Origin of the sequence: Collinsella sp. AM23-17, from assembly GCF_003470945.1 — a bacterium.
Classification (GTDB): Bacteria; Actinomycetota; Coriobacteriia; order Coriobacteriales; family Coriobacteriaceae; genus Collinsella; species Collinsella aerofaciens_O.
In genome coordinates, this window is record NZ_QRHU01000016.1 from 24,186 (window position 1) to 42,141 (window position 17,956).

The 17,956-nt window shown below is 60.8% G+C and carries 14 protein-coding genes; 5 read left to right on the forward strand and 9 right to left on the reverse strand.

Translation table 11 applies throughout. The features are described from left to right. Window positions 1-55: 55 nt before the first annotated feature. From DW645_RS07070 to DW645_RS07080, 3 genes are all read left to right on the forward strand, one after another. Window positions 56-718, forward strand: coding sequence for a TetR/AcrR family transcriptional regulator (locus DW645_RS07070; protein ID WP_118227036.1), 663 nt, complete (start codon window positions 56-58; stop codon window positions 716-718). A gap of 63 nt (window positions 719-781) precedes the next feature. Beyond that, window positions 782-1,789 carry a DUF5692 family protein gene (locus tag DW645_RS07075; protein WP_118227038.1) on the forward strand — a complete coding sequence of 336 codons (1,008 nt, stop codon included), beginning with the start codon at window positions 782-784 and terminating at the stop codon, window positions 1,787-1,789. Between the two features lie 232 nt (window positions 1,790-2,021). Next, entirely contained in the window at window positions 2,022-3,503 is a 1,482-nt protein-coding gene (locus tag DW645_RS07080) for a hypothetical protein (protein ID WP_117736759.1), read from the forward strand. Between the two features lie 44 nt (window positions 3,504-3,547). Here the strand turns inward: DW645_RS07080 and DW645_RS07085 are convergent, their stop codons facing one another. From DW645_RS07085 to DW645_RS07100, 4 genes are all read right to left on the reverse strand, one after another. Next, window positions 3,548-4,900, reverse strand: a complete 1,353-nt coding sequence (locus DW645_RS07085) for an ATP-binding protein (protein WP_117767166.1) — start codon at window positions 4,898-4,900, stop codon at window positions 3,548-3,550. 207 nt (window positions 4,901-5,107) lie between these two features. Continuing rightward, window positions 5,108-5,302 (reverse strand): hypothetical protein, encoded by a 195-nt coding sequence (locus tag DW645_RS07090; RefSeq protein WP_232049598.1) that lies wholly within the window; start codon window positions 5,300-5,302, stop codon window positions 5,108-5,110. Window positions 5,303-5,433: 131 nt separating this feature from the next. Then, the gene (gene clpB / locus DW645_RS07095) at window positions 5,434-8,061 is read right to left on the reverse strand and encodes an ATP-dependent chaperone ClpB (protein ID WP_117583633.1); all 2,628 of its coding nucleotides are present in this window, start codon (window positions 8,059-8,061) and stop codon (window positions 5,434-5,436) included. A 286-nt stretch (window positions 8,062-8,347) separates the two neighbouring features. Next, complete coding sequence (locus DW645_RS07100; RefSeq protein WP_147329350.1) at window positions 8,348-9,019, reverse strand: hypothetical protein; 672 nt, start codon at window positions 9,017-9,019, stop codon at window positions 8,348-8,350. A 234-nt stretch (window positions 9,020-9,253) separates the two neighbouring features. Here DW645_RS07100 and DW645_RS07105 point away from each other — a divergent pair, with 234 nt between their 5' ends. Continuing rightward, a complete protein-coding gene (locus DW645_RS07105; protein WP_118227040.1) occupies window positions 9,254-9,841 on the forward strand; it encodes a hypothetical protein in 588 nt (195 codons plus the stop codon). Between the two features lie 354 nt (window positions 9,842-10,195). On the opposite strand, the gene DW645_RS07110 is transcribed toward DW645_RS07105, so the two are convergent. The 5 genes from DW645_RS07110 to dnaK form a co-directional block, all read right to left on the reverse strand. Continuing rightward, window positions 10,196-12,496, reverse strand: coding sequence for a hydratase (locus DW645_RS07110; protein WP_117583636.1), 2,301 nt, complete (start codon window positions 12,494-12,496; stop codon window positions 10,196-10,198). A gap of 270 nt (window positions 12,497-12,766) precedes the next feature. Next, window positions 12,767-13,183 carry a heat shock protein transcriptional repressor HspR gene (locus tag DW645_RS07115; RefSeq protein WP_055250809.1) on the reverse strand — a complete coding sequence of 139 codons (417 nt, stop codon included), beginning with the start codon at window positions 13,181-13,183 and terminating at the stop codon, window positions 12,767-12,769. Window positions 13,184-13,255: 72 nt separating this feature from the next. Continuing rightward, window positions 13,256-14,221: a DnaJ C-terminal domain-containing protein gene (locus DW645_RS07120; RefSeq protein ID WP_055285310.1), complete on the reverse strand. Its 966-nt coding sequence runs from the start codon at window positions 14,219-14,221 to the stop codon at window positions 13,256-13,258. A 108-nt stretch (window positions 14,222-14,329) separates the two neighbouring features. After that, window positions 14,330-15,172, reverse strand: coding sequence for a nucleotide exchange factor GrpE (locus tag DW645_RS07125; protein ID WP_118227042.1), 843 nt, complete (start codon window positions 15,170-15,172; stop codon window positions 14,330-14,332). A 2-nt stretch (window positions 15,173-15,174) separates the two neighbouring features. Further along, entirely contained in the window at window positions 15,175-17,067 is a 1,893-nt protein-coding gene (gene dnaK / locus DW645_RS07130) for a molecular chaperone DnaK (protein ID WP_117564548.1), read from the reverse strand. 657 nt (window positions 17,068-17,724) lie between these two features. On the opposite strand from dnaK, the gene DW645_RS07135 reads away from it, so the two are divergent. Then, complete coding sequence (locus DW645_RS07135) at window positions 17,725-17,910, forward strand: DUF362 domain-containing protein (protein ID WP_006235216.1); 186 nt, start codon at window positions 17,725-17,727, stop codon at window positions 17,908-17,910. The last annotated feature ends 46 nt before the right edge of the window (window positions 17,911-17,956 follow it).

Genomic DNA, 17,956 nt, shown 5'->3' on the forward strand with positions numbered 1-17,956 from the left:
TATTCAAGACTGTTAGGCGAACGGTCAGGCAAAAGAGGATGAAAGGCGGCAAAACATGGGCAACAACGCAGCAGATACCTCTGTGGTCGATGCCGTCCCCGCATCCGATAGCGCGGCAAAGCGCCTGACAGGCGACGAACGCCGTCGCGAGATCCTCGATGCCGTGCGCACCGTAAGCTCCGAGCTGGGCGTGTCGCATCTTTCGGTATCGGCCGTGACCAAGCGAGCCGGCTGTACGCGCTCATTGTTCTACCACTACTTTGCCGATATGGACGCCGCCGTCACCGCCGTCATGGACGAGGCAATCGACGGTTTTATCTCCGAGCTCGAGCAGTGGAATGCCAGCCGCACGGTTGGCGACATCGAAGGCGCACTCGACACCGTCGCCCCGCTCTTCAAGCGTCTGGTCGTGAGCGGCCACGAGCTGCCGAGCACGCTCACCTCGAGCAGCGGTGCGCTCTACGGCGGCTTTTTGCACAACGTGGTCCAGCGCGTGGCGCAGTATATCTGCGACACCACCGTGGTGGATTTTGTCGCCCATCATGAGCTACGCATCGACCATGTCTACGAGACGTTCTACACCCTCATCATGGGACTGTTGATGTATATCCGCACGCACCCCGATGTGCCCGACGAGACGGTCAAGGAGATTATCGCCTCGACGCTCCACATCGAGGGCTATACCGCCAAGTATCCGGAGCGCAAGCCCCAGAACTGACGCCATTTGGCCAAACTGCCCGCGATCAGAAGAGGGGCCGCGGGCGTGTGAAAGGAGAGCAGCATGCTGTTCGATGTTTGGGGTAGCGATACCCTTATCCACTGGGCCGGCTGGGCCATGGTCTTTATTGGCCTGATCGTGCTCAACGAGGTCGGCCGCCGCACCAAGCTGGGCGCGGCAATCATCTTTGGCGTTGCTCCGCTGGCCATGACCATCTACTGCGTCGCCATCGCCGTCGGCGTTTCGCAGGGTGCCGAGTGGGCGCTCACCAACCCCACCCATGTGTACCAGAACAGCTGGTTCCACTACGCCAAGGTATACGCGGCGCTGGCCGGTTGCTGGGGCTTCATTGCCATTAAGTACCAGTGGGGCAAGATCGGCAAGGCGCATTGGTTCCGCGCATGGCCGTTTGTGATCGTCGCTATCAACATCATGATTGCCGTCGTGTCCGATTTCGAGAGTGCCTACCACTTCTTTGTCCTGGGCCAGTCCACCTGGGTCACCTCCGAGGGTGTCACGCAGCTTGCCGGCTGGAACAACGTGTTCAACGGCATCGCCGGTCTCATCAACATCTTCTGCATGACCGGCTGGTGGAGCGTCTACGCCTCCGAGGATCAGACCGATATGCTGTGGCCCGACATGACCTGGGTCTACATCATCGCCTACGATGTCTGGAACTTCTGCTACACCTACAACTGCCTGCCCACCCACTCCTGGTTCTGCGGCTTTGCGCTGCTGCTGGCGCCCACCGTCGCCGCCTTTATCTGGAACAAGGGCGGCTGGATTCAGAACCGCGCCTTTACACTTGCTATTTGGTGCATGTTTGCCCAGGTGTTCCCGTACTTCCAGGAGGAGTCCATCTTTGTGACCCACTCCACGCTCGACCCAGGCGCCGCCACCGCGGTCTCGATTGCCGCGCTGATCGCCAACGTCGCCGCGATCATCTACATCGCCTACCGCGCCAAGAAGCTCGGTCGCAATCCCTACAAGCAGGGTGTCTTTGAGGGCACCAGCGATTGGGAGAAGGCTACCGCTCGCCGCGCCAAGGTTGATTACGCGCACGCCGAGTAACGCGCCTGACGCAAACATCGCTTGAGTACGAAGCCGCATAACCGGCTCCGCGCAACTCAACGCATTGCAGGGCCCCCGGAATGTGATTCGTTCACGTTCCGGGGGCTTTTTGCTGCCGCGAGGATGCGGCTAAACGATGCACTCGGGTTAAATCGGATCTTATATTTCGCATGCGCTTTATATGGCTCCATTTTTGGGTACAGTGTTGAGCCGATATTGCATTGGGGGATATATGAGCGATGAGACGTATGGCCGCGAGGATGCGGCCCAGGATGCGGAAGCATGTGCCGAAGCCCTGGAGAGCCTTGACCGGATCGCGCTAGACGAGCTCTCGTTTAGCGATTCGGTCGTCGACGCGCAAGACGAGGTGCACGAAGACACTGAGGACGAAGGCGGCGACGCCAAAGACGCTCCTGACGAAGCCGAAGAGGACGATAGCGAGGCCGACGACCAGCCCGAATCCGACACGGGCGAGGAAACCGTCTTGCTCGACAGCTTACCGGCCGAAGATTCGCTGACTCGCGAGCTTCCTGGCCTGGGTTCCGCACCAGCCGTGGATGAGACCATCGCCATGGGCGATATTCCCCTGCCGTCCGTTCCCTCGGCACACGAAGCCGAGGTCCGCCATCGCAAGATGTCGCCCAAGCGCCGCAATCTGATGGTCGCCGGTGTCGTGGCCGTCGCGCTCGTCGCCGGCGGTGCAGGCTATGCTGCCTGGAACGGATATCAGCAAGAGCAGGCTGCCGCTGTCGCCGCCAATGCCCACACGATGATGTCGGTGCAGATTGGCGTGCATGCCGCGGGCCTCGACTGTTCCGCCGGCTCCAAGATTCCCGTACAAGTGAGTGGCCAGGATTCTGACGGATCCTCCGTGAGCGAAACACTCTATGTTGACGAGCACGGCCGTGGCATCAAACTGCTACCCGGTGACTACACGCTCTCCATCGCTGCCTCCCCCATCGCGTCCGACGGCACCGTCTATACCGTGCCGACCACCAAGGCGCAGGTCACGATCAAGAGCGACGGACAGGACCTAAGCAGCCAGGCCGCCTTTAAGCTCAAGGTGCCTTCGGCCGACACGGTAACCGACGACCAGATCGATGCCGCCGCCAAATATGCCGAGGAGGGAGGCGCGAGCTCCGCCGCCACCGCCAAGGTGCTCCAGCAGGCGGCAACCGCGCGGCGCGACGCCGCCGTCAATGCCGTGAGCGCGCAAAAGGCACAGGCAGCCCGCGATGCTGACGCTCGCCACAAGGCAACCGACCTCTACCAGCTCGATATCCCCGTCGAGTGGTACGGCAAGGTCGAGACTTGGCAAAATGGCAGCACGCTATGCATCTATCTTGCCGGCGACAGCGATACGCCGATTGTGACGCTCGTCGCGGTGCGCGAGGGCGAGAGCTTTACGCCCGATGAGGGCGATACGGTTTTGGGTGCGGCCAATCTAGGCAACGGTTATACCGTCTACGCCAGCGGCCCCGTCTATCCGTACGTGGTGCCCCAGACCATCAACGGACGGACGCAGAATCCCGTGTCAACCTACCCCATGGACACGGCCATTGAGCTTGTCGAGCTCACGACCGGTAACCGCTACACCTATAGCCAGATCAAGAACGTACTGGTCGGCAAAGACGGCAAGGCAGACGCCGCGACCAAACTCGAGACCGACTACCTCGCCCAGATTCTCCTGCCGAGCATCAAGGCCCAGGACTAGCGGACCATGACACCTGAGTCCTGGCCTCGCAAATCCATAGACGATTAGGAAAGGAGCCACTTCCATGCGGGCACAGCATGTACCACGCCGTGTTTGCATGGAATATCGGCCTGCTCATCCATGGTAACGATTACCGACTCGCCAAGATCAAACTGGGCCATCGCGGCATCGAGCGCGGCAATTTCGCGCTCGCGCGTTTTCTCGCTTGTCATATCCACACTTACCTGAATCAGGCCGTAAGCCTGCATGAGCAGTGCATCCCCAGCCACAAAGTCCACCTCATGGCTTTTATTCTTATCTTTAATCAGCAGGCGGCAAACCGAACCGGGCCGCACGGCGGGGGTCCTTCTTCTGAGCGCATTGAACACCGCGGTCTCGAGCCTCTGACCATGATCCAATGCCGATGCGGGGGAGAACGCTCCGAACATCGCAGGATCGACGGCGTAGACCTTAGACGCAGACCGCGTATTATTTGCAAGCGAACGCGTGAACTCCGGCACCGAAAACAGCAGGTAGGCGTCCTCGTAATACTCAAGTAAGTCGCTGAGCGTATTTCGACTGACGGATATCTGTCTGCTCTTGAACTCGTTGTACACTTTGTTCACTGACAGCTCTCGTCCCGAAGATGCCATGCACCGCGCCAGAAACAGCGAGGCCAAACGGGGGTTCTTGACGTCGTAACGTTCAACGACGTCCATGGCGACCGTTCGCGACGCATATTCCTGTAGCAGCTGAATCGCGTCTGCGGGCGTCTGCTCAAGTGTCGCGATGAATCCCCCTCGCTCGAGATATCCGACCAGATGGTGTCGGAGCAACGCTGCAGCGCTTGAGGAGAAGGGCGCGTTCGACTCAGGAACGCCCCCCGTCTTATATCGGACGTATTCCGAAAAACTCAACGGAAAAAGCTCTCGCACAAGAGAACGGCCCCTGAACTCGCTCTTAAGTTCTGAGGACAGCATCTTAGAAGAAGATCCCGTCACGTAAACGGTCGCCTTCTCCGTATCGACCACGCGTCGCAGAAACGCACCCCATTCGGGTATTTCCTGGATCTCGTCAAAGAAAAGGTAGGCGCCCTCGCCTCGAGCAGCAGGATATAGTGCATAGAATGTATCGAGCACGTCCGCTAGTAGCGATGGCTCATACGGACGCAAGCGCTCATCCTCAAAATTGAAATATAGCATCCGGTCAAGCTCGACGCCTTGGCCCTGAAGCCGCCGTATCTCCTGATACAGGCGATACGTCTTTCCACAACGACGGGCGCCCACAATCACATATACGATGTTGTCGCGCTTTGGCTCCTGCGGGTTGCCCAGATCAAGGTCGCGCTCAAAGACCTGCGGAATCCCCTGTTGCTCAAAGTCCTTTATTTTTTGAGCCACCAAGTCGTTGAATGCCATAATTCTCCAATCTTGCTCTCCTGCTAATCAAGATTATAACGATTCTTGATTAGCAGGAGAGCAAGATTATGCGTATCTTGATTAATGGATAAGCAAGTTTTCTATTAGTGGCCCCTCCCGGAGGATATCGAGCGGCCGAGGGGGCAGGCATGAACGCCTCTAGCCGAAAACAAAGTAGCTAAAAAAGCCCCGTCCCAAATGAGCTACTTAACGCCAGGGGTCGGCTTCGAAGAGGGGCTCGCGCTCGGGGCGACGATCGCTATAAGGATCGTAGCCGTCGTCATCCTCGTTCTCGGCACGGATATAGGGGTCGCGCGGCTTGGGCGCCGGTTTAGGCGCAGGCTTAGGTGCGGCGGGTGCGGCATCGGTCGCCGGCGTGTTCGTCTTGTTCTTGTCTGTCATCTGCATAGCTCCTTGCCATGTACTCACGTTCAACACCATCGATTGTCGCACGAAAAAGGGCGGCGGACCCGATTGGATCCGCCGCCCTTGGCGTTTTGCGATGAGGGGCGGTTTTAAAGCCGGCCCAAAATCTACTCGGCGTCGGGGACTTCGTAGGTGGCCGCCGGCGTGTTGTCGCACACGACGGTAAAGCCGCCGTCCTTGTCGACATCGACCGTCACCTGATCGCCCTCGCGCACCGTGCCGTCGATGATAGCGGCGGCAATGGCATCCACGACCTCGCGCTGCACGAGACGCTTGAGCGGACGGGCACCAAAGACCGGGTCCAGGCCGCCCACGGCGAGCATCTGCTTGGCCGCCGGGGTGATGGCCAGCGTCATGCGCTCCTTGGCCAGACGCGCGCGGACGTCGGCGAGCTGGATGTCGACGATCTTCTCGATCTGCGCCATGCCGAGCGGATGGAACACCACGATATCGTCGATACGGTTGAGGAACTCGGGGCGGAAGGTTTGAGCCATGGCCCCGTCAACCTGATGGCGCATCTCCTCCTCGTCCTTGCCGGACAGATCGGCGATAGCCTTGGAGCCCACGTTGGACGTCATGATGATAATCGTGTTCTTGAAGGACACTTGGCGACCCTGACCGTCGGTCAAACGGCCGTCGTCGAGCACCTGCAGCAGCACGTTAAAGACATCCGGATGAGCCTTCTCCATCTCGTCGAGCAAGATCACGGAGTAGGGACGACGGCGCACGGCCTCGGTGAGCTGGCCGCCCTCGTCATAGCCCACGTATCCCGGGGGCGCACCGATCAGACGCTGGACGCTGAACTTCTCCATATACTCGGACATGTCGATACGCACGAGCGCGCGCTCGTCATCGAACAGGCACTCGGCCAGCGCCTTGGCGAGCTCGGTCTTGCCTACGCCGGTGGGGCCCAGGAAGAAGAAGCTGCCGATGGGCTTGTCTGGGTCGGAGAGACCCGCACGGCTGCGACGCACGGCCGCGGCTACAGCGGAGACGGCCTCGTCCTGACCGATAACGCGCTTATGCAGCTCGCCCTCCAAGCCCTTCAACTTGTCGAGCTCGCCCTGCATCATCTTGGACACGGGCACACCGGTCCAGGCGCTCACGACCTCGGCGATCTCGTCGGAGGTCACCTGTTCGTTGAGGCCCTCGCCGTCCTGCTGCTTTTGCGCCTCGAGCGCAGCCTCGGAATCCTGAATCTGCTGCTGCAGACCCGGGATCACAGAATAGCGAAGCTCGGACGCACGGCCCAGATCGCCGTTGCGCGTCGCGCGCTCCTCTTCGCTCTTGGCCGCGTCAAGCTGGCCCTTAAGCTCCTGCACGTGGTCGATGGCGTTCTTTTGGTTGAGCCAGCCGGCCTTTTGCACGTTGAGCTTTTCCTGGACTTCGGCAATCTCTTGGCGCAGAGCCTCCAAACGCTCCTTAGAGGCGTCGTCGGTCTCTTTCATGAGCGCCTGTTCCTCGATCTGCAGCTGGGTGAGCTGACGCGTGGTGGCGTCGATCTCGACCGGCATGCTGTCGAGTTCCATGCGCAGGCGGCTCGCGGCCTCATCGACCAGGTCGATAGCCTTGTCGGGCAGGAAGCGGTCGGCGATGTAGCGGTCGGAGAGGTCGGCGGCAGCCACGAGCGCGCTATCGGTGATGTGTACGCCGTGGAAGATCTCGTACTTCTCCTTCAGGCCACGCAGGATTGAAATGGTGTCCTCGACGGTAGGCTCGCTGACCATCACGGTCTGGAAACGACGGGCGAGCGCCGCGTCCTTCTCGATGTACTTGCGGTACTCGTCGAGCGTGGTCGCGCCGATCGCGTGCAGGTCGCCACGAGCGAGCGCCGGTTTGAGGATGTTGCCGGCGTCCATGGAGCCCTCGGTGGCACCCGCGCCCACGATGGTATGGAGCTCATCGATGAACAGGATGACCTTGCCTTCGGATTTTTGCACTTCCTTGAGCACGGCCTTCAAGCGGTCCTCGAACTCGCCGCGGTACTTGGCGCCGGCGACCAGCGCGCTCATGTCGAGCTCGATGAGGTCGCGGTCGCGCAGGGTGCTCGGTACGTCGCCGGCCACGATTCGCTGAGCAATGCCCTCGACGATGGCCGTCTTGCCGACGCCCGGCTCGCCGATAAGCACGGGGTTGTTCTTGGTGCGGCGGGACAGAACCTGAATAGTACGACGGATCTCGTCGGTACGGCCGATGACCGGGTCGAGCTTGCCGGCGCGAGCCAGATCGCAGATGTTGCGACCGTACTGCTCCAACGCCTCAAACTGCGTCTTGTCCTCGGCAGACGTCACGCGGTCATCGCCGCGCAGTTCCTCGTAGACTTGCTCGATGCGCTCCTTGGTCACGCCGGCGTCACGCAGCACGCGACCCGCCTCACCCTTGTCCTCGGCAAGTGCCATCAGCAGATGCTCGGTCACCACAAAGCTGTCGCCCATCTTGGTGGCCTTTTTCTCGGCCTTCTCGATCACGCGAACGAGCTCGTTGGACAGGCCCATCTGCTGACCCTCGCCCGACACCTTGGGCGCATGGTCGATGGCATCTTGTGTGGAGCGTGCGAGCTGAGCCGGGTCGGCACCGATGCGCTCGATGATCACGGAGATATTGCGCTCGCCGGCACCGAGCAGGGCAGACAGCAGGTGGATCGGCTCCACCGCGCCGGCCTGTGCATCGGCAGCCGTGCTCATGGCGGTCTGCAGCGCCTCGCGCGACGTCATTGCTAGCTTATCGATTCTCATGGAATCACCTCTCTTGGGGCGGCCGCCCTACGGGGCGGCTTCACGTTGTTCGAGAAGTATTGTTGCCAGCTTTACGCGATCTTATACACAAATCTAAGTCTCTATATATAAGATTTTCTGAGTGAATTACGGATAGGGTACTGAGATGTCAGCCCGCCGCTGCCCAGGCGCGCTACCGTCTCGATCTGTAACATCTAGCAGCCATTTTTGATCCTAGATGTTACAGATCGAGACAGACCGAAAACCACCACAAAGAGGACAGGCACCTTTGTGGTGGTCGCGGTCTCTACTCCTTCGCCGAACCCGTACTTCCCGATTCGACGGTCCAGGGCATCTCATCCTCGAACAGCCATGTACGGGCAGACCCACTATCGCGTGCAGTCTGCGGGTCAGGCAAGCAGGTCTGTTTATAGGCATCTTGGATACACTGACCCATAAAATCGTTGAGCTCGGTCTGGTCGCCCTCCATGACATAGGCGACATCGCCGTCCATGATGTAGATGCCCGGACCCTCATTGCCCTCGTAGCCCGGATCGTACGAGACATCACATAACTTTGCGCCGTTTGCAGTGTCCAGCTCGATGGACGAGTGGCATCCGCCAACCATGTCGTTCGCTTTTGCCCGATAGGACGCATATCCGTACCAACGCTTAAATGTTTTGCCCTTGAGTAGCTCGGACGCCCTATCGATCAGGCTTGTATCCGTGGTATAGCGCATGGCCCCAAGCTGAATACGCGGATAATTGCTAATACCCAGCACAGCCGGCTGCTCATCAAAATCAACGGTAATGGTCTCGGGCTTGTCGTCGCCGGTCAGAAGTTCGACAGATTGAGTCACAGGCTTGACCACCGGCTCCGTCACCGCAGCAGGTAGAAATGCCATACCGACAGCGCCCGCGCCAACCACAGCGATCGCAAGCGCCAAGACAATCAATCCAATACGGGCAGAACGGCTCACGGCAAAACACCCCACAATGCAAACCTTCGCCACCTGCACTAATGATACCGCCAGCTAACACTATTACCAAAAGAAGCCGCGCGCTCCTCACCACCACAAAGGGGACAGGCACCTTTGTGGTGGTTTTCGACGCTAACGGTCGACCATCTCGCGCAATGAGATTAAACTTGAATTGCTCTCTGAACATATCCATTTCTGCCTATCCTCAACAGATCTTTGTCTCGAGGAGCGCATATGAAGCCGCCTCATTCCACCGGTCGCAACGTCATCGCCATTCTCGCCATACCCATCGTGATGCTCTTCCTTATCGTCATCACGCCCTTTTCCCTTGGTATCACCTCGCCCTTCGATTTATGCGGAATGGTCGACGCCGGCTCGCGTGCCACCTCGCTCTCCTTTATCTGTCGCGGCGTGTTTTACGAAGATGGAATTCCCACCGGAAGTTGGCAGTCAAAGTTGCCACTGCTCGGTCAGATCGACGGATGCTCCCCCTATTTCTGCCTTGGACCTCAGACGCTAAACTATCTAATCGACGACCAGCCACTCGACTTCATCACCCTCGCCTACGACTACGCACCAAACACCGATGAGCGCCACATGAACCAAGTCCTCGACAAGATGCTTGGACAGTGCGGGCTCACCGAGGAGGCCGGTCGAACCATCTATAGCAACCAGAAATTAAAGCGAACAGAACTCCGCCGTGTCGGAAAAATCAAAGGGCGAAACGGGGCCGCCTACTGGGATGCCTGGGCAAACACGCGACAAGGGCGAATTCGGACACAGCACCTATATGGTCACTGTCTACACCAAAGACGGAATTAAGGACAATGTTGACGATTTCGCGTCATCCAAACTCGGCATCCCCAAAACAACCAAACCCGCCAGCCCAGATGAAATTCTGTAGAGCCGCCCATTAACATGCCGCTCAACGATCACAACAACATCGAGCTCGTCCCCACCACCACAAAGGTGCCTGCCCCCTTTGTGGTGGTTTTCAACAAAAAGAAGCCGCCCCGATAACAGAGGCGGCATCAAGCAAGTCTATTTATTAGCGTCCCTCAAGACCCAACGAGAACGCAGAAATGTAGCCCGGGGCTTACCCTTTCCCGAACGCGGCCCTCGCGAAGCGCGTGAGCGGGCGGGAAAGGGTAAGCCCCGGGCGGACAATTAAGTGCGCTACTCGGCAGCGGCCTTGAACTTGTTGTAGTTGATCAGGCAGCCGGCCTTGACGATGGCACGCTCCTCTGCCGTCATATCGGCAATGTAGAGCTCAATCTGCTCGACCGCACCATCGGCGCGCACCACGTAGGCGGCGATGTCCTTCAGGTCGCCATCGAGCGCGGCACGGATACCCGGCACAAAGACGTAATCGCCCACCTCAAAGTTGGGCTCGGCCTCCATCTGGAAGGGCACCATGCCCCAGTTCATCACGTTGGAGCGATAGCGCTTGGTGGCGTACTCGTGGACGATGTTGGCCAGGCCGCCAATTACGCGCTGGCAGCTCGCGGCCTGCTCGCGGGCGCTGCCGTCGCCAGGCTTCTTGGCGTAAATCATGGAACCGAACTCGGTCGCCTTGGCATCGGCCGCGACACCCGCGCCGGCCAGCGCCTCAAACACACCGGCAAGCTCGGCATCGAACGCCGCCAGGTCGCCCGCGGACTCGCCGGCAACGCGACGCTTCTCCACAGCGTCGACCTCCTTGGAGCGACCCACGTAGGCCGGGTCGCGGCGGCTCAGCGTAAACTCAGCCAGGCCCAGCGGGTTGGAGCGGAAGGAGCTCGTCTCGCCCGAGGGAATGAGCTCGTCGGTCGTGGTGACCGGGTCCATGATCTTGGAGCAAACCTTGAGCAGGATGTCGTCGCCGAGCGGCTCCATCGCGGGCCACGGCTTGATGTTGGGGCCTTCGACCAGCTCGTCGGCAGGCTCCGCCTTGCCAAAGCCCCAGTACACGCGCTTCTTGTACGGCGCGTCGTCAAAGGTGTACTCGCAGGCCTCGTCCCAAGTGTCCTCGGGCAGGTCGGTCGCCGGCGTCAGGACGCCGCCGTTGGCAGCCGTTGCCGCAATGGAGCGGGCGTCCATCAGGGCCACGGCGCTCAGCTGGCCATTACCCGGCTTGGAACCCTCGCGGTTGGGGAAGTTGCGCGTGGTGTGACGGATCGAAAGGCCGTTGTTGGCGGGCGTGTCGCCGGCGCCGAAGCACGGGCCGCAGAATGCCGTGCGCACGATTGCGCCGGCCTCCATGAGGTCGTAGATGTAGCCGCGGCGTGTAAGTTCGAGCGCCACGGGCTGGCTCGTGGGATAGACCGACAGCGAGAACTCGCCGCAGCCGGTATTGGCGCCCTTGAGCACGCGGGCAGCCTGGACCACGGAGTCATAGTTGCCGCCCGAGCAGCCGGCGATAACGCCCTGCTGCACGTGCAGCTTGCCGTCGACGATCTTGTCGAGCAGGCTAAAGTGCGTCTTGCCCTCGCCGATCTTGGCGGCCTCGAGCTCCACCTCGTGCAGGATGTCCTCGAGGTTCTCGTTGAGCTCGTCGATCTCAAAGCCGTTGGAAGGATGGAACGGCAGTGCGATCATGGGCTTGATGCTCGACAGGTCGACCTCGACGCAACCGTCGTAGTAGGCGACATCGGCGGGCTTGAGCTCGCGATAGTCGTCGCCGCGGCCGTGCATGGTCAAAAACGCGTGCGTGTCCTCGTCGGTGGCCCAGATGCTCGACAGGCAGGTGGTCTCGGTGGTCATGACGTCAACGCCGTTGCGGTAGTCGGTCGTCATGCTCGCGATGCCCGGGCCCACAAACTCCATGACATTGTTCTTGACGTAGCCCTTGGCAAAGACGGCGCGAATGATGGCGAGCGCCACGTCGTGCGGGCCGACGCCGGGGCGCGGGGCGCCCGTGAGGTAGATGGCCACGACGCCGGGATAGGCGACATCGTAGGTGTCGCGCAGCAGCTGCTTTGCCAACTCGCCGCCGCCCTCGCCCACGGCTATGGTACCCAGGGCACCATAGCGGGTGTGCGAGTCGGAACCCAGGATCATCTTGCCGCAACCGGCGAAGTTCTCGCGCATAAAGGAGTGGATGACGGCGATGTGCGGCGGAACGAAGATGCCGCCGTACTTCTTGGCTGCGGAAAGGCCAAAGACGTGGTCGTCCTCATTGATGGTGCCGCCCACGGCGCACAGCGAGTTATGGCAGTTGGTGAGCACGTAAGGCAGCGGGAACTGCTCCATGCCCGAAGCGCGCGCCGTCTGGATGATGCCGACAAAGGTGATGTCGTGGCTCGCCATGGCATCGAAGCGAATCTTGAGTGCCTCGGGGTCGCCCGACGTATTGTGTGCCTGGAGGATCGAATACGCGATGGTGCCGCGCTTGGCATCCTCGGGTGTCTGCGTAATACCGCGCTCGGCAGCCTCGGCCGCAGGCACAACCTCGCTGCCGCCGCGCAGGTAGATGCCGTCCTCGTACAGCTTGACCATACTGTCTCCCACTCTGCCCAAAAGATTTGGGCGCATAGCATACATTCGTTCAATATCGTGCCATAGAACGGTTGCGAGTGGGTTACGAATCTCTGCGTTCACTTTATCTCAGTAAAGCAGAGGACGAGTTAGGTCCTGGGGAGGCAGACTTAGACGCTCAAATGACGAGAGTGGATAATCTCCCACTTTGAGCCTGCAAACAGGCAAAAAACGGGAGATTATCCACTCTCATTCTGCAGGTACTCATTTAAGTCTGTCCCCAATGAGTGCCTACAGGTCGCCGCCCGTGCCCAGCAGTTTGCGCATGACTTGCTCGGGGTTGACCGAGCCGTCGCGCGGGGCCAGGGCGGTGATCTTCTTCTGCATCTTATACTCGTGCAGCTCGTCCTCGAGCTGGCGCACGCGGGCACGGAGTTTTTCGTTCTCGCGCTCACGCTCCTCGGCACGCTCCTTCATATCGAGGATGCGCACCACGCCGGCAAGGTTGATGCCCTCGTCGGTCAGCTGGTTGATGAGCTCCAAGCGCTCGATATCGGCACGCGAATACAGGCGCGTGTTGCCGCCCGAGCGCTGGGGGTTCACCAGGCCCTTGGACTCGTAGACGCGCAGAGTCTGCGGATGCATGCCGGTCAGCTCGGCCGCCACGCTGATCATGTACAGCGGTTTGTTCCTATTGTCCTCGGCCATGCTACCTGACCCCTTTCCGTCTCGTTATCGTCCATCATAAGCCCGCGGGCGTGGTCGTGCGCCGCGACCGCCCTAGTACGTCGCCTTGTAACGATTGACCTTCTCGCGATAGTCGCGCGTGTCGGCCTCGCGCAGCTTGGTCATGGCATCGCGCTCGTCATCAGACAGGTTCGTGGGAACCTGCACCTTGATCTCGACGAGCAGCGCGCCCGTACGGCCACGGTGCTTAACGTCGGGCGCGCCCATCTCCTTAAAGCGGAACTTCTTGCCCGTCTGGGTACCCGCGGGCACCTTCAGACGAACCGTCGCACCGCCGGGCGTCGGCACGTCCACCGTGCAGCCGAGCGCCGCCTCATAGACCGAGACCGGTACCTCCATGGTCACGTCGGCGCCTTTGCGCTTGAACAGCGGGTGCTCCTCCACATGCGTGGTCACGACCAGGTCGCCGCGCTCGCCACCCGCAACGCCATACTCGCCGCGACGCTTGTAGCGTAGCTTGCCGCCATCGACCGCGCCCGCGGGCACCGAGACCGTGATGGTCTGCTGCTCGCCTGTCGAGGGAATGCGATAGGTGACCTTGTGCGTCACGCCGCGAAACGCGTCCTCGGCCGTCACATCGACGGTCAGCGATAGGTCGCCGCCCTTGCGAGCGCGGCTGCGACCCGCGCCGGCACCGGCAGCGCCCGCAGCCCCGGCAAAGCCCGAGCCCCAATCGCTACCCCAGGCGCCGTTGCCGCTAAAGATGCTGTCGAAGATATCGCCCCAGCCGCTGGCGCCCGCGCCGGCACCGTAGCCGCCGCCATACGCGCCACCCGCGCCCGGCATGCCGCCAAACATGAGCATCTGGTCGTATTCTTTGCGCTTCTTCTCGTCCGAAAGCGTTTCGTAGGCCTCGCTGATCTCCTTGAACTTGGCCTCGTCGCCGCCGGCATCGGGGTGATATTTTTGCGCGAGCTTGCGAAACGCGCTCTTGATCTCTTTGTCGGAGGCGCTCTTGGATACGCCCAGGATGTCATAGAAGGTTTTGCCTGCAGCCATCGTAGCTCCTCTCCTGTTACATCCGTCGCCCCTGCGGACGGCGGCTCATGCTGTCATATGGCACTAGGCCAGAAAGGGCCCCGGGTGTTGCCCCGGGGCCCTTCTCAATTACTCCTCGGTGCTCTCGGCCGTATCGGCCGCAGCATCCTCGGGCGCCGCTTTGGGCTCCGGTGCGGGGCGCTTCTCGCCACCGTAGGTCACCGTCACCATCGCGGAGCGCAGGATGCGGTCCGCCATGCGGTAGCCCTTCTGGTACACGTCGTTGACGGTCTCGTCGTACTGCGATGCGTCCTCGACACGCCCCACGGCCTGGTGCTCGAGCGGATCGAACGCCTCGCCCTTGGGGTCGATGGGCTCAACGCCCTCGTGCGCAAACACATCGAGCAGCTTGGCATGCACCGCATCAACGCCATCGACGAACTGCTTAAAGTCGTCGGAAAGCTCCTGGCTACGGGCATGGTCGATTGCACGCTCGATATCGTCAACCACCGGCAACAGCGCGGTGACAAGCTTCTCGGTCGCGCGCTCGCGCTCGGCGATACGCTCGCTGGCGGTGCGGCGACGGAAGTTCTCCCAGTCGGCCTGCAGACGGGCGGTACGCTCGGTGGCGTCCTTTGCCTTGTCCTCGGCGGCCTTCTGGGCCTCTGCCGCAGCATCGAGCTCGCTGCGCACGTCGGCAAGCTCCTTTTGGGCCTGCTCGAACTTGAGCTTAAAGTCGTTGTCGGCGGCTTCCTCACCGGCGCGGATAGCGGCTTCCACCATCTCGTCCTCGGTCATCGTCGCCTCCTTGTTGGAATCCTCTACCTGGTTCTCGGCAGCCTCGGCGGCCTCGGCCTCGTTGGCCTCGGTATCGTCGACGGCCTCTACGGGAATCTTCACGTCCTTCTCCTCAGAGTCAACGGGGGCGGCGCCAGCGGCGGCCGCCTCCGTGCGAGCTTTACGGGCGGACATGATTACTTGTCCTCGTCGTCCACAACCTCGTAGTCGGCGTCGACGACGTCATCGTCGGCAGGCTGGGCACCGGCGGCGCCGTCGGTCTGCTGCTGAGCGTCGGCGTAGACAACCTGAGCCAGCTCGTAGGCTACGGACTGCAGGGACTCGCCAGCGGCCTTGATAGCCTCGACGTCAGAGCCCTCGAGCGCCTTCTTGGCGTCGGCGATAGCAGCCTCGGCCTTGGACTTCACGTCGGCGGAAACCTTATCGCCCAGCTCGTTGAGGGTCTGCTCGGTGGAGTAGCACAGGCTATCGGTCTGGTTGCGGACCTCGACCTCTTCCTTCTGCTTCTTGTCCTCCTCGGCATGAGCCTCGGCGTCCTTGACCATACGATCGACTTCGTCGTCGGACAGAGCGGTGGAACCGGAAATAGTGATCTGCTGCTCCTTGCCGGTGCCCTTGTCCTTAGCGGAGACCTTGACGATGCCGTTGGCGTCGATGTCGAAGGTGACCTCGATCTGCGGCACGCCGCGGCGGGCAGCCGGGATACCGGTCAGCTGGAACTTACCGAGCGACTTGTTGTCGCGGGCAAGCTCGCGCTCGCCCTGGAGCACGTTGATCTCGACGCTGGTCTGGTTGTCGGCAGCGGTGGAGTAGACCTCGGTCTTGGAGGTCGGGATCGTGGTGTTGCGGTCGATCATCTTGGTCATGATGCCGCCCATGGTCTCGACGCCCAGCGACAGCGGGGTAACGTCGAGCAGCAGGATGCCCTCGACGTCGCCGGTGAGCACGCCGCCCTGGACGGCAGCGCCGTCGGCAACGACCTCGTCGGGGTTCACGGACATGTTGGGCTGCTTGCCGGTCATGGTCTTGACCAGATCCTGGACGGCGGGCATACGGGTGGAGCCGCCGACGAGGATGACCTCGGTCAGATCGGAGAGCTTGAGCTTAGCGTCGCGCAGGGCGTTGGTGACAGGCTGCTTGCAGCGCTCGAGCAGGTCGCGGGTGATCTTCTCGAACTCAGCACGGGTCAGCGTGTAGTTGAGGTGCAGCGGGCCGGACTGGTTCATGGTGATGAACGGCAGGTTGATGGTGGACTGCTGGGCTGCGGAGAGCTCCTTCTTGGCGTTCTCGGCGGCCTCCTTCAGACGCTGCAGGGCCATGGGGTCCTGACGCAGGTCGACACCGTTCTCCTGCTGGAACTTATCGGCCATCCAGTCGATGACGCGCTGATCCCAGTCGTCGCCGCCCAGGTGGTTGTCGCCCGAGGTGGACAGAACCTCAAACACGCCGTCGGCGAGGTCGAGGATGGAGACGTCGAAGGTGCCGCCGCCCAGGTCGAAGACCAGGATGCGCTGGTCGGTGCCCTGCTTGTCCAGGCCATAGGCAAGAGCAGCAGCGGTCGGCTCGTTGACGATACGCTTGACGTTGAGGCCGGCGATCTTACCGGCGTCCTTGGTGGCCTGGCGCTGGGCGTCGTTGAAGTAGGCTGGGACGGTGATGACGGCGTCGGTGACGGTCTCGCCCAGGTACTTCTCGGCGTCGGCCTTCATCTTTGCGAGCGTCATGGCGCTCACCTGCTCGGCGGTGTAGTCCTTGCCCTCGATATCGACGACGGCACGGCCACCCTGGCCCTCCTTGACCTCATACGGCACGGTCTTGATCTCGGAGGTGCACTCGGAGTACTTGCGGCCCATGAAGCGCTTGATGGAGAACACGGTGTTCTTGGGGTTGGTGACAGCCTGGTTCTTAGCGGCCTTACCCACAACGCGGTCGCCGTCGGCACGGAAGCCCACGACGGACGGGGTGGTGCGGTCGCCCTCGGCGTTCACGATAATGGTCGGAGAACCGCCCTCGAGAACGGCCATGGCGGAGTTAGTAGTACCAAGGTCGATACCAAGAATCTTACTCATTAGAAATTCCCTCTCTCTTTTGCGTTCGCGTCGCCTCGACGGTCTGTCGCGCGGCGCTTCGGCTTGTCTTTCAGGATGTAGTGTATCCCCTTATGGGCTGGAATATACAAAATCTAAGTCAATTCATATAAGATTTCTTATCTCCGAGAGTTTAGGTTCGCAAAATCGCAGGTAGAAGCGCTATTTGAGTTCTCGGCAAATCTACTGAGATCTATGTAGAGATGACTGAGGTTTGCGTCCGGGGGCGCCTGGGGCTGCCTTGCGGAAAGCTCGTCCCGGTTTGAGCGTGGATTCCGGGACACAGTTTCCTCTTGAAGGCTCAGCCGGAAGCTACATCCCAGTTTGAGCACCGATTCCGGGACGCAGCTTCCGCCGGGCGGTCCAACCGGAAACTAGGGCCCGTTTTTCGGCAAATTTATGGGATGCGCTTTCCGCAAGCGCGCTCAATAGCTCAATATTTCAAGTCACCTTTAGCTAACATTTACGCAGCTCAGCGGCCCCACCTGCGTGTTTTTTAGTAAACCTTGGCATACTCGGCGAACGGTATGAAGATGCCGGCCAGAGGGTATTGCAAACGGTCGCTCCCGTGGTATGTTTTTGCCCGAATCAAACCGACGCGCATCGCCTGTAGCGTCGGTCAACAGAGAGGAAACTACCATGGCTCATCCCGTAATTGATGCCGACGAGTGCATCGCTTGTGGCGTTTGCGTCGACTCCTGCCCCGCTGGCGTTCTGGAGCTCCAGGACGTCGCCACCGTCGCTGACGAGGACTCCTGCGTCGCCTGTGGCGCTTGCCAGGACGCTTGCCCCGCTGGCGCGATCACCGAGATCGTCGAGGAGTAACAACTCCCGCACTTGCACACTCAAAAGTACACCGTGCACAAAAAAG

Coding starts and splice junctions, on each gene's coding strand:
- DW645_RS07135 (WP_006235216.1), top strand. CDS start 17,725: ATGGCTCATCCCGTAATTGATGCCGACGAGTGCATCGCTTGTGGCGTT.
- DW645_RS07110 (WP_117583636.1), bottom strand. CDS start 12,496: ATGGTCAAGCTGTACGAGGACGGCATCTACCTGCGCGGCGGCAGCGAG.
- clpB (WP_117583633.1), bottom strand. CDS start 8,061: ATGAGAATCGATAAGCTAGCAATGACGTCGCGCGAGGCGCTGCAGACC.
- DW645_RS07080 (WP_117736759.1), top strand. CDS start 2,022: ATGAGCGATGAGACGTATGGCCGCGAGGATGCGGCCCAGGATGCGGAA.
- DW645_RS07075 (WP_118227038.1), top strand. CDS start 782: ATGCTGTTCGATGTTTGGGGTAGCGATACCCTTATCCACTGGGCCGGC.
- DW645_RS07120 (WP_055285310.1), bottom strand. CDS start 14,221: ATGGCTGCAGGCAAAACCTTCTATGACATCCTGGGCGTATCCAAGAGC.
- DW645_RS07105 (WP_118227040.1), top strand. CDS start 9,254: ATGAAGCCGCCTCATTCCACCGGTCGCAACGTCATCGCCATTCTCGCC.
- DW645_RS07090 (WP_232049598.1), bottom strand. CDS start 5,302: ATGACAGACAAGAACAAGACGAACACGCCGGCGACCGATGCCGCACCC.
- dnaK (WP_117564548.1), bottom strand. CDS start 17,067: ATGAGTAAGATTCTTGGTATCGACCTTGGTACTACTAACTCCGCCATG.
- DW645_RS07070 (WP_118227036.1), top strand. CDS start 56: ATGGGCAACAACGCAGCAGATACCTCTGTGGTCGATGCCGTCCCCGCA.
- DW645_RS07115 (WP_055250809.1), bottom strand. CDS start 13,183: ATGGCCGAGGACAATAGGAACAAACCGCTGTACATGATCAGCGTGGCG.
- DW645_RS07125 (WP_118227042.1), bottom strand. CDS start 15,172: ATGTCCGCCCGTAAAGCTCGCACGGAGGCGGCCGCCGCTGGCGCCGCC.
- DW645_RS07085 (WP_117767166.1), bottom strand. CDS start 4,900: ATGGCATTCAACGACTTGGTGGCTCAAAAAATAAAGGACTTTGAGCAA.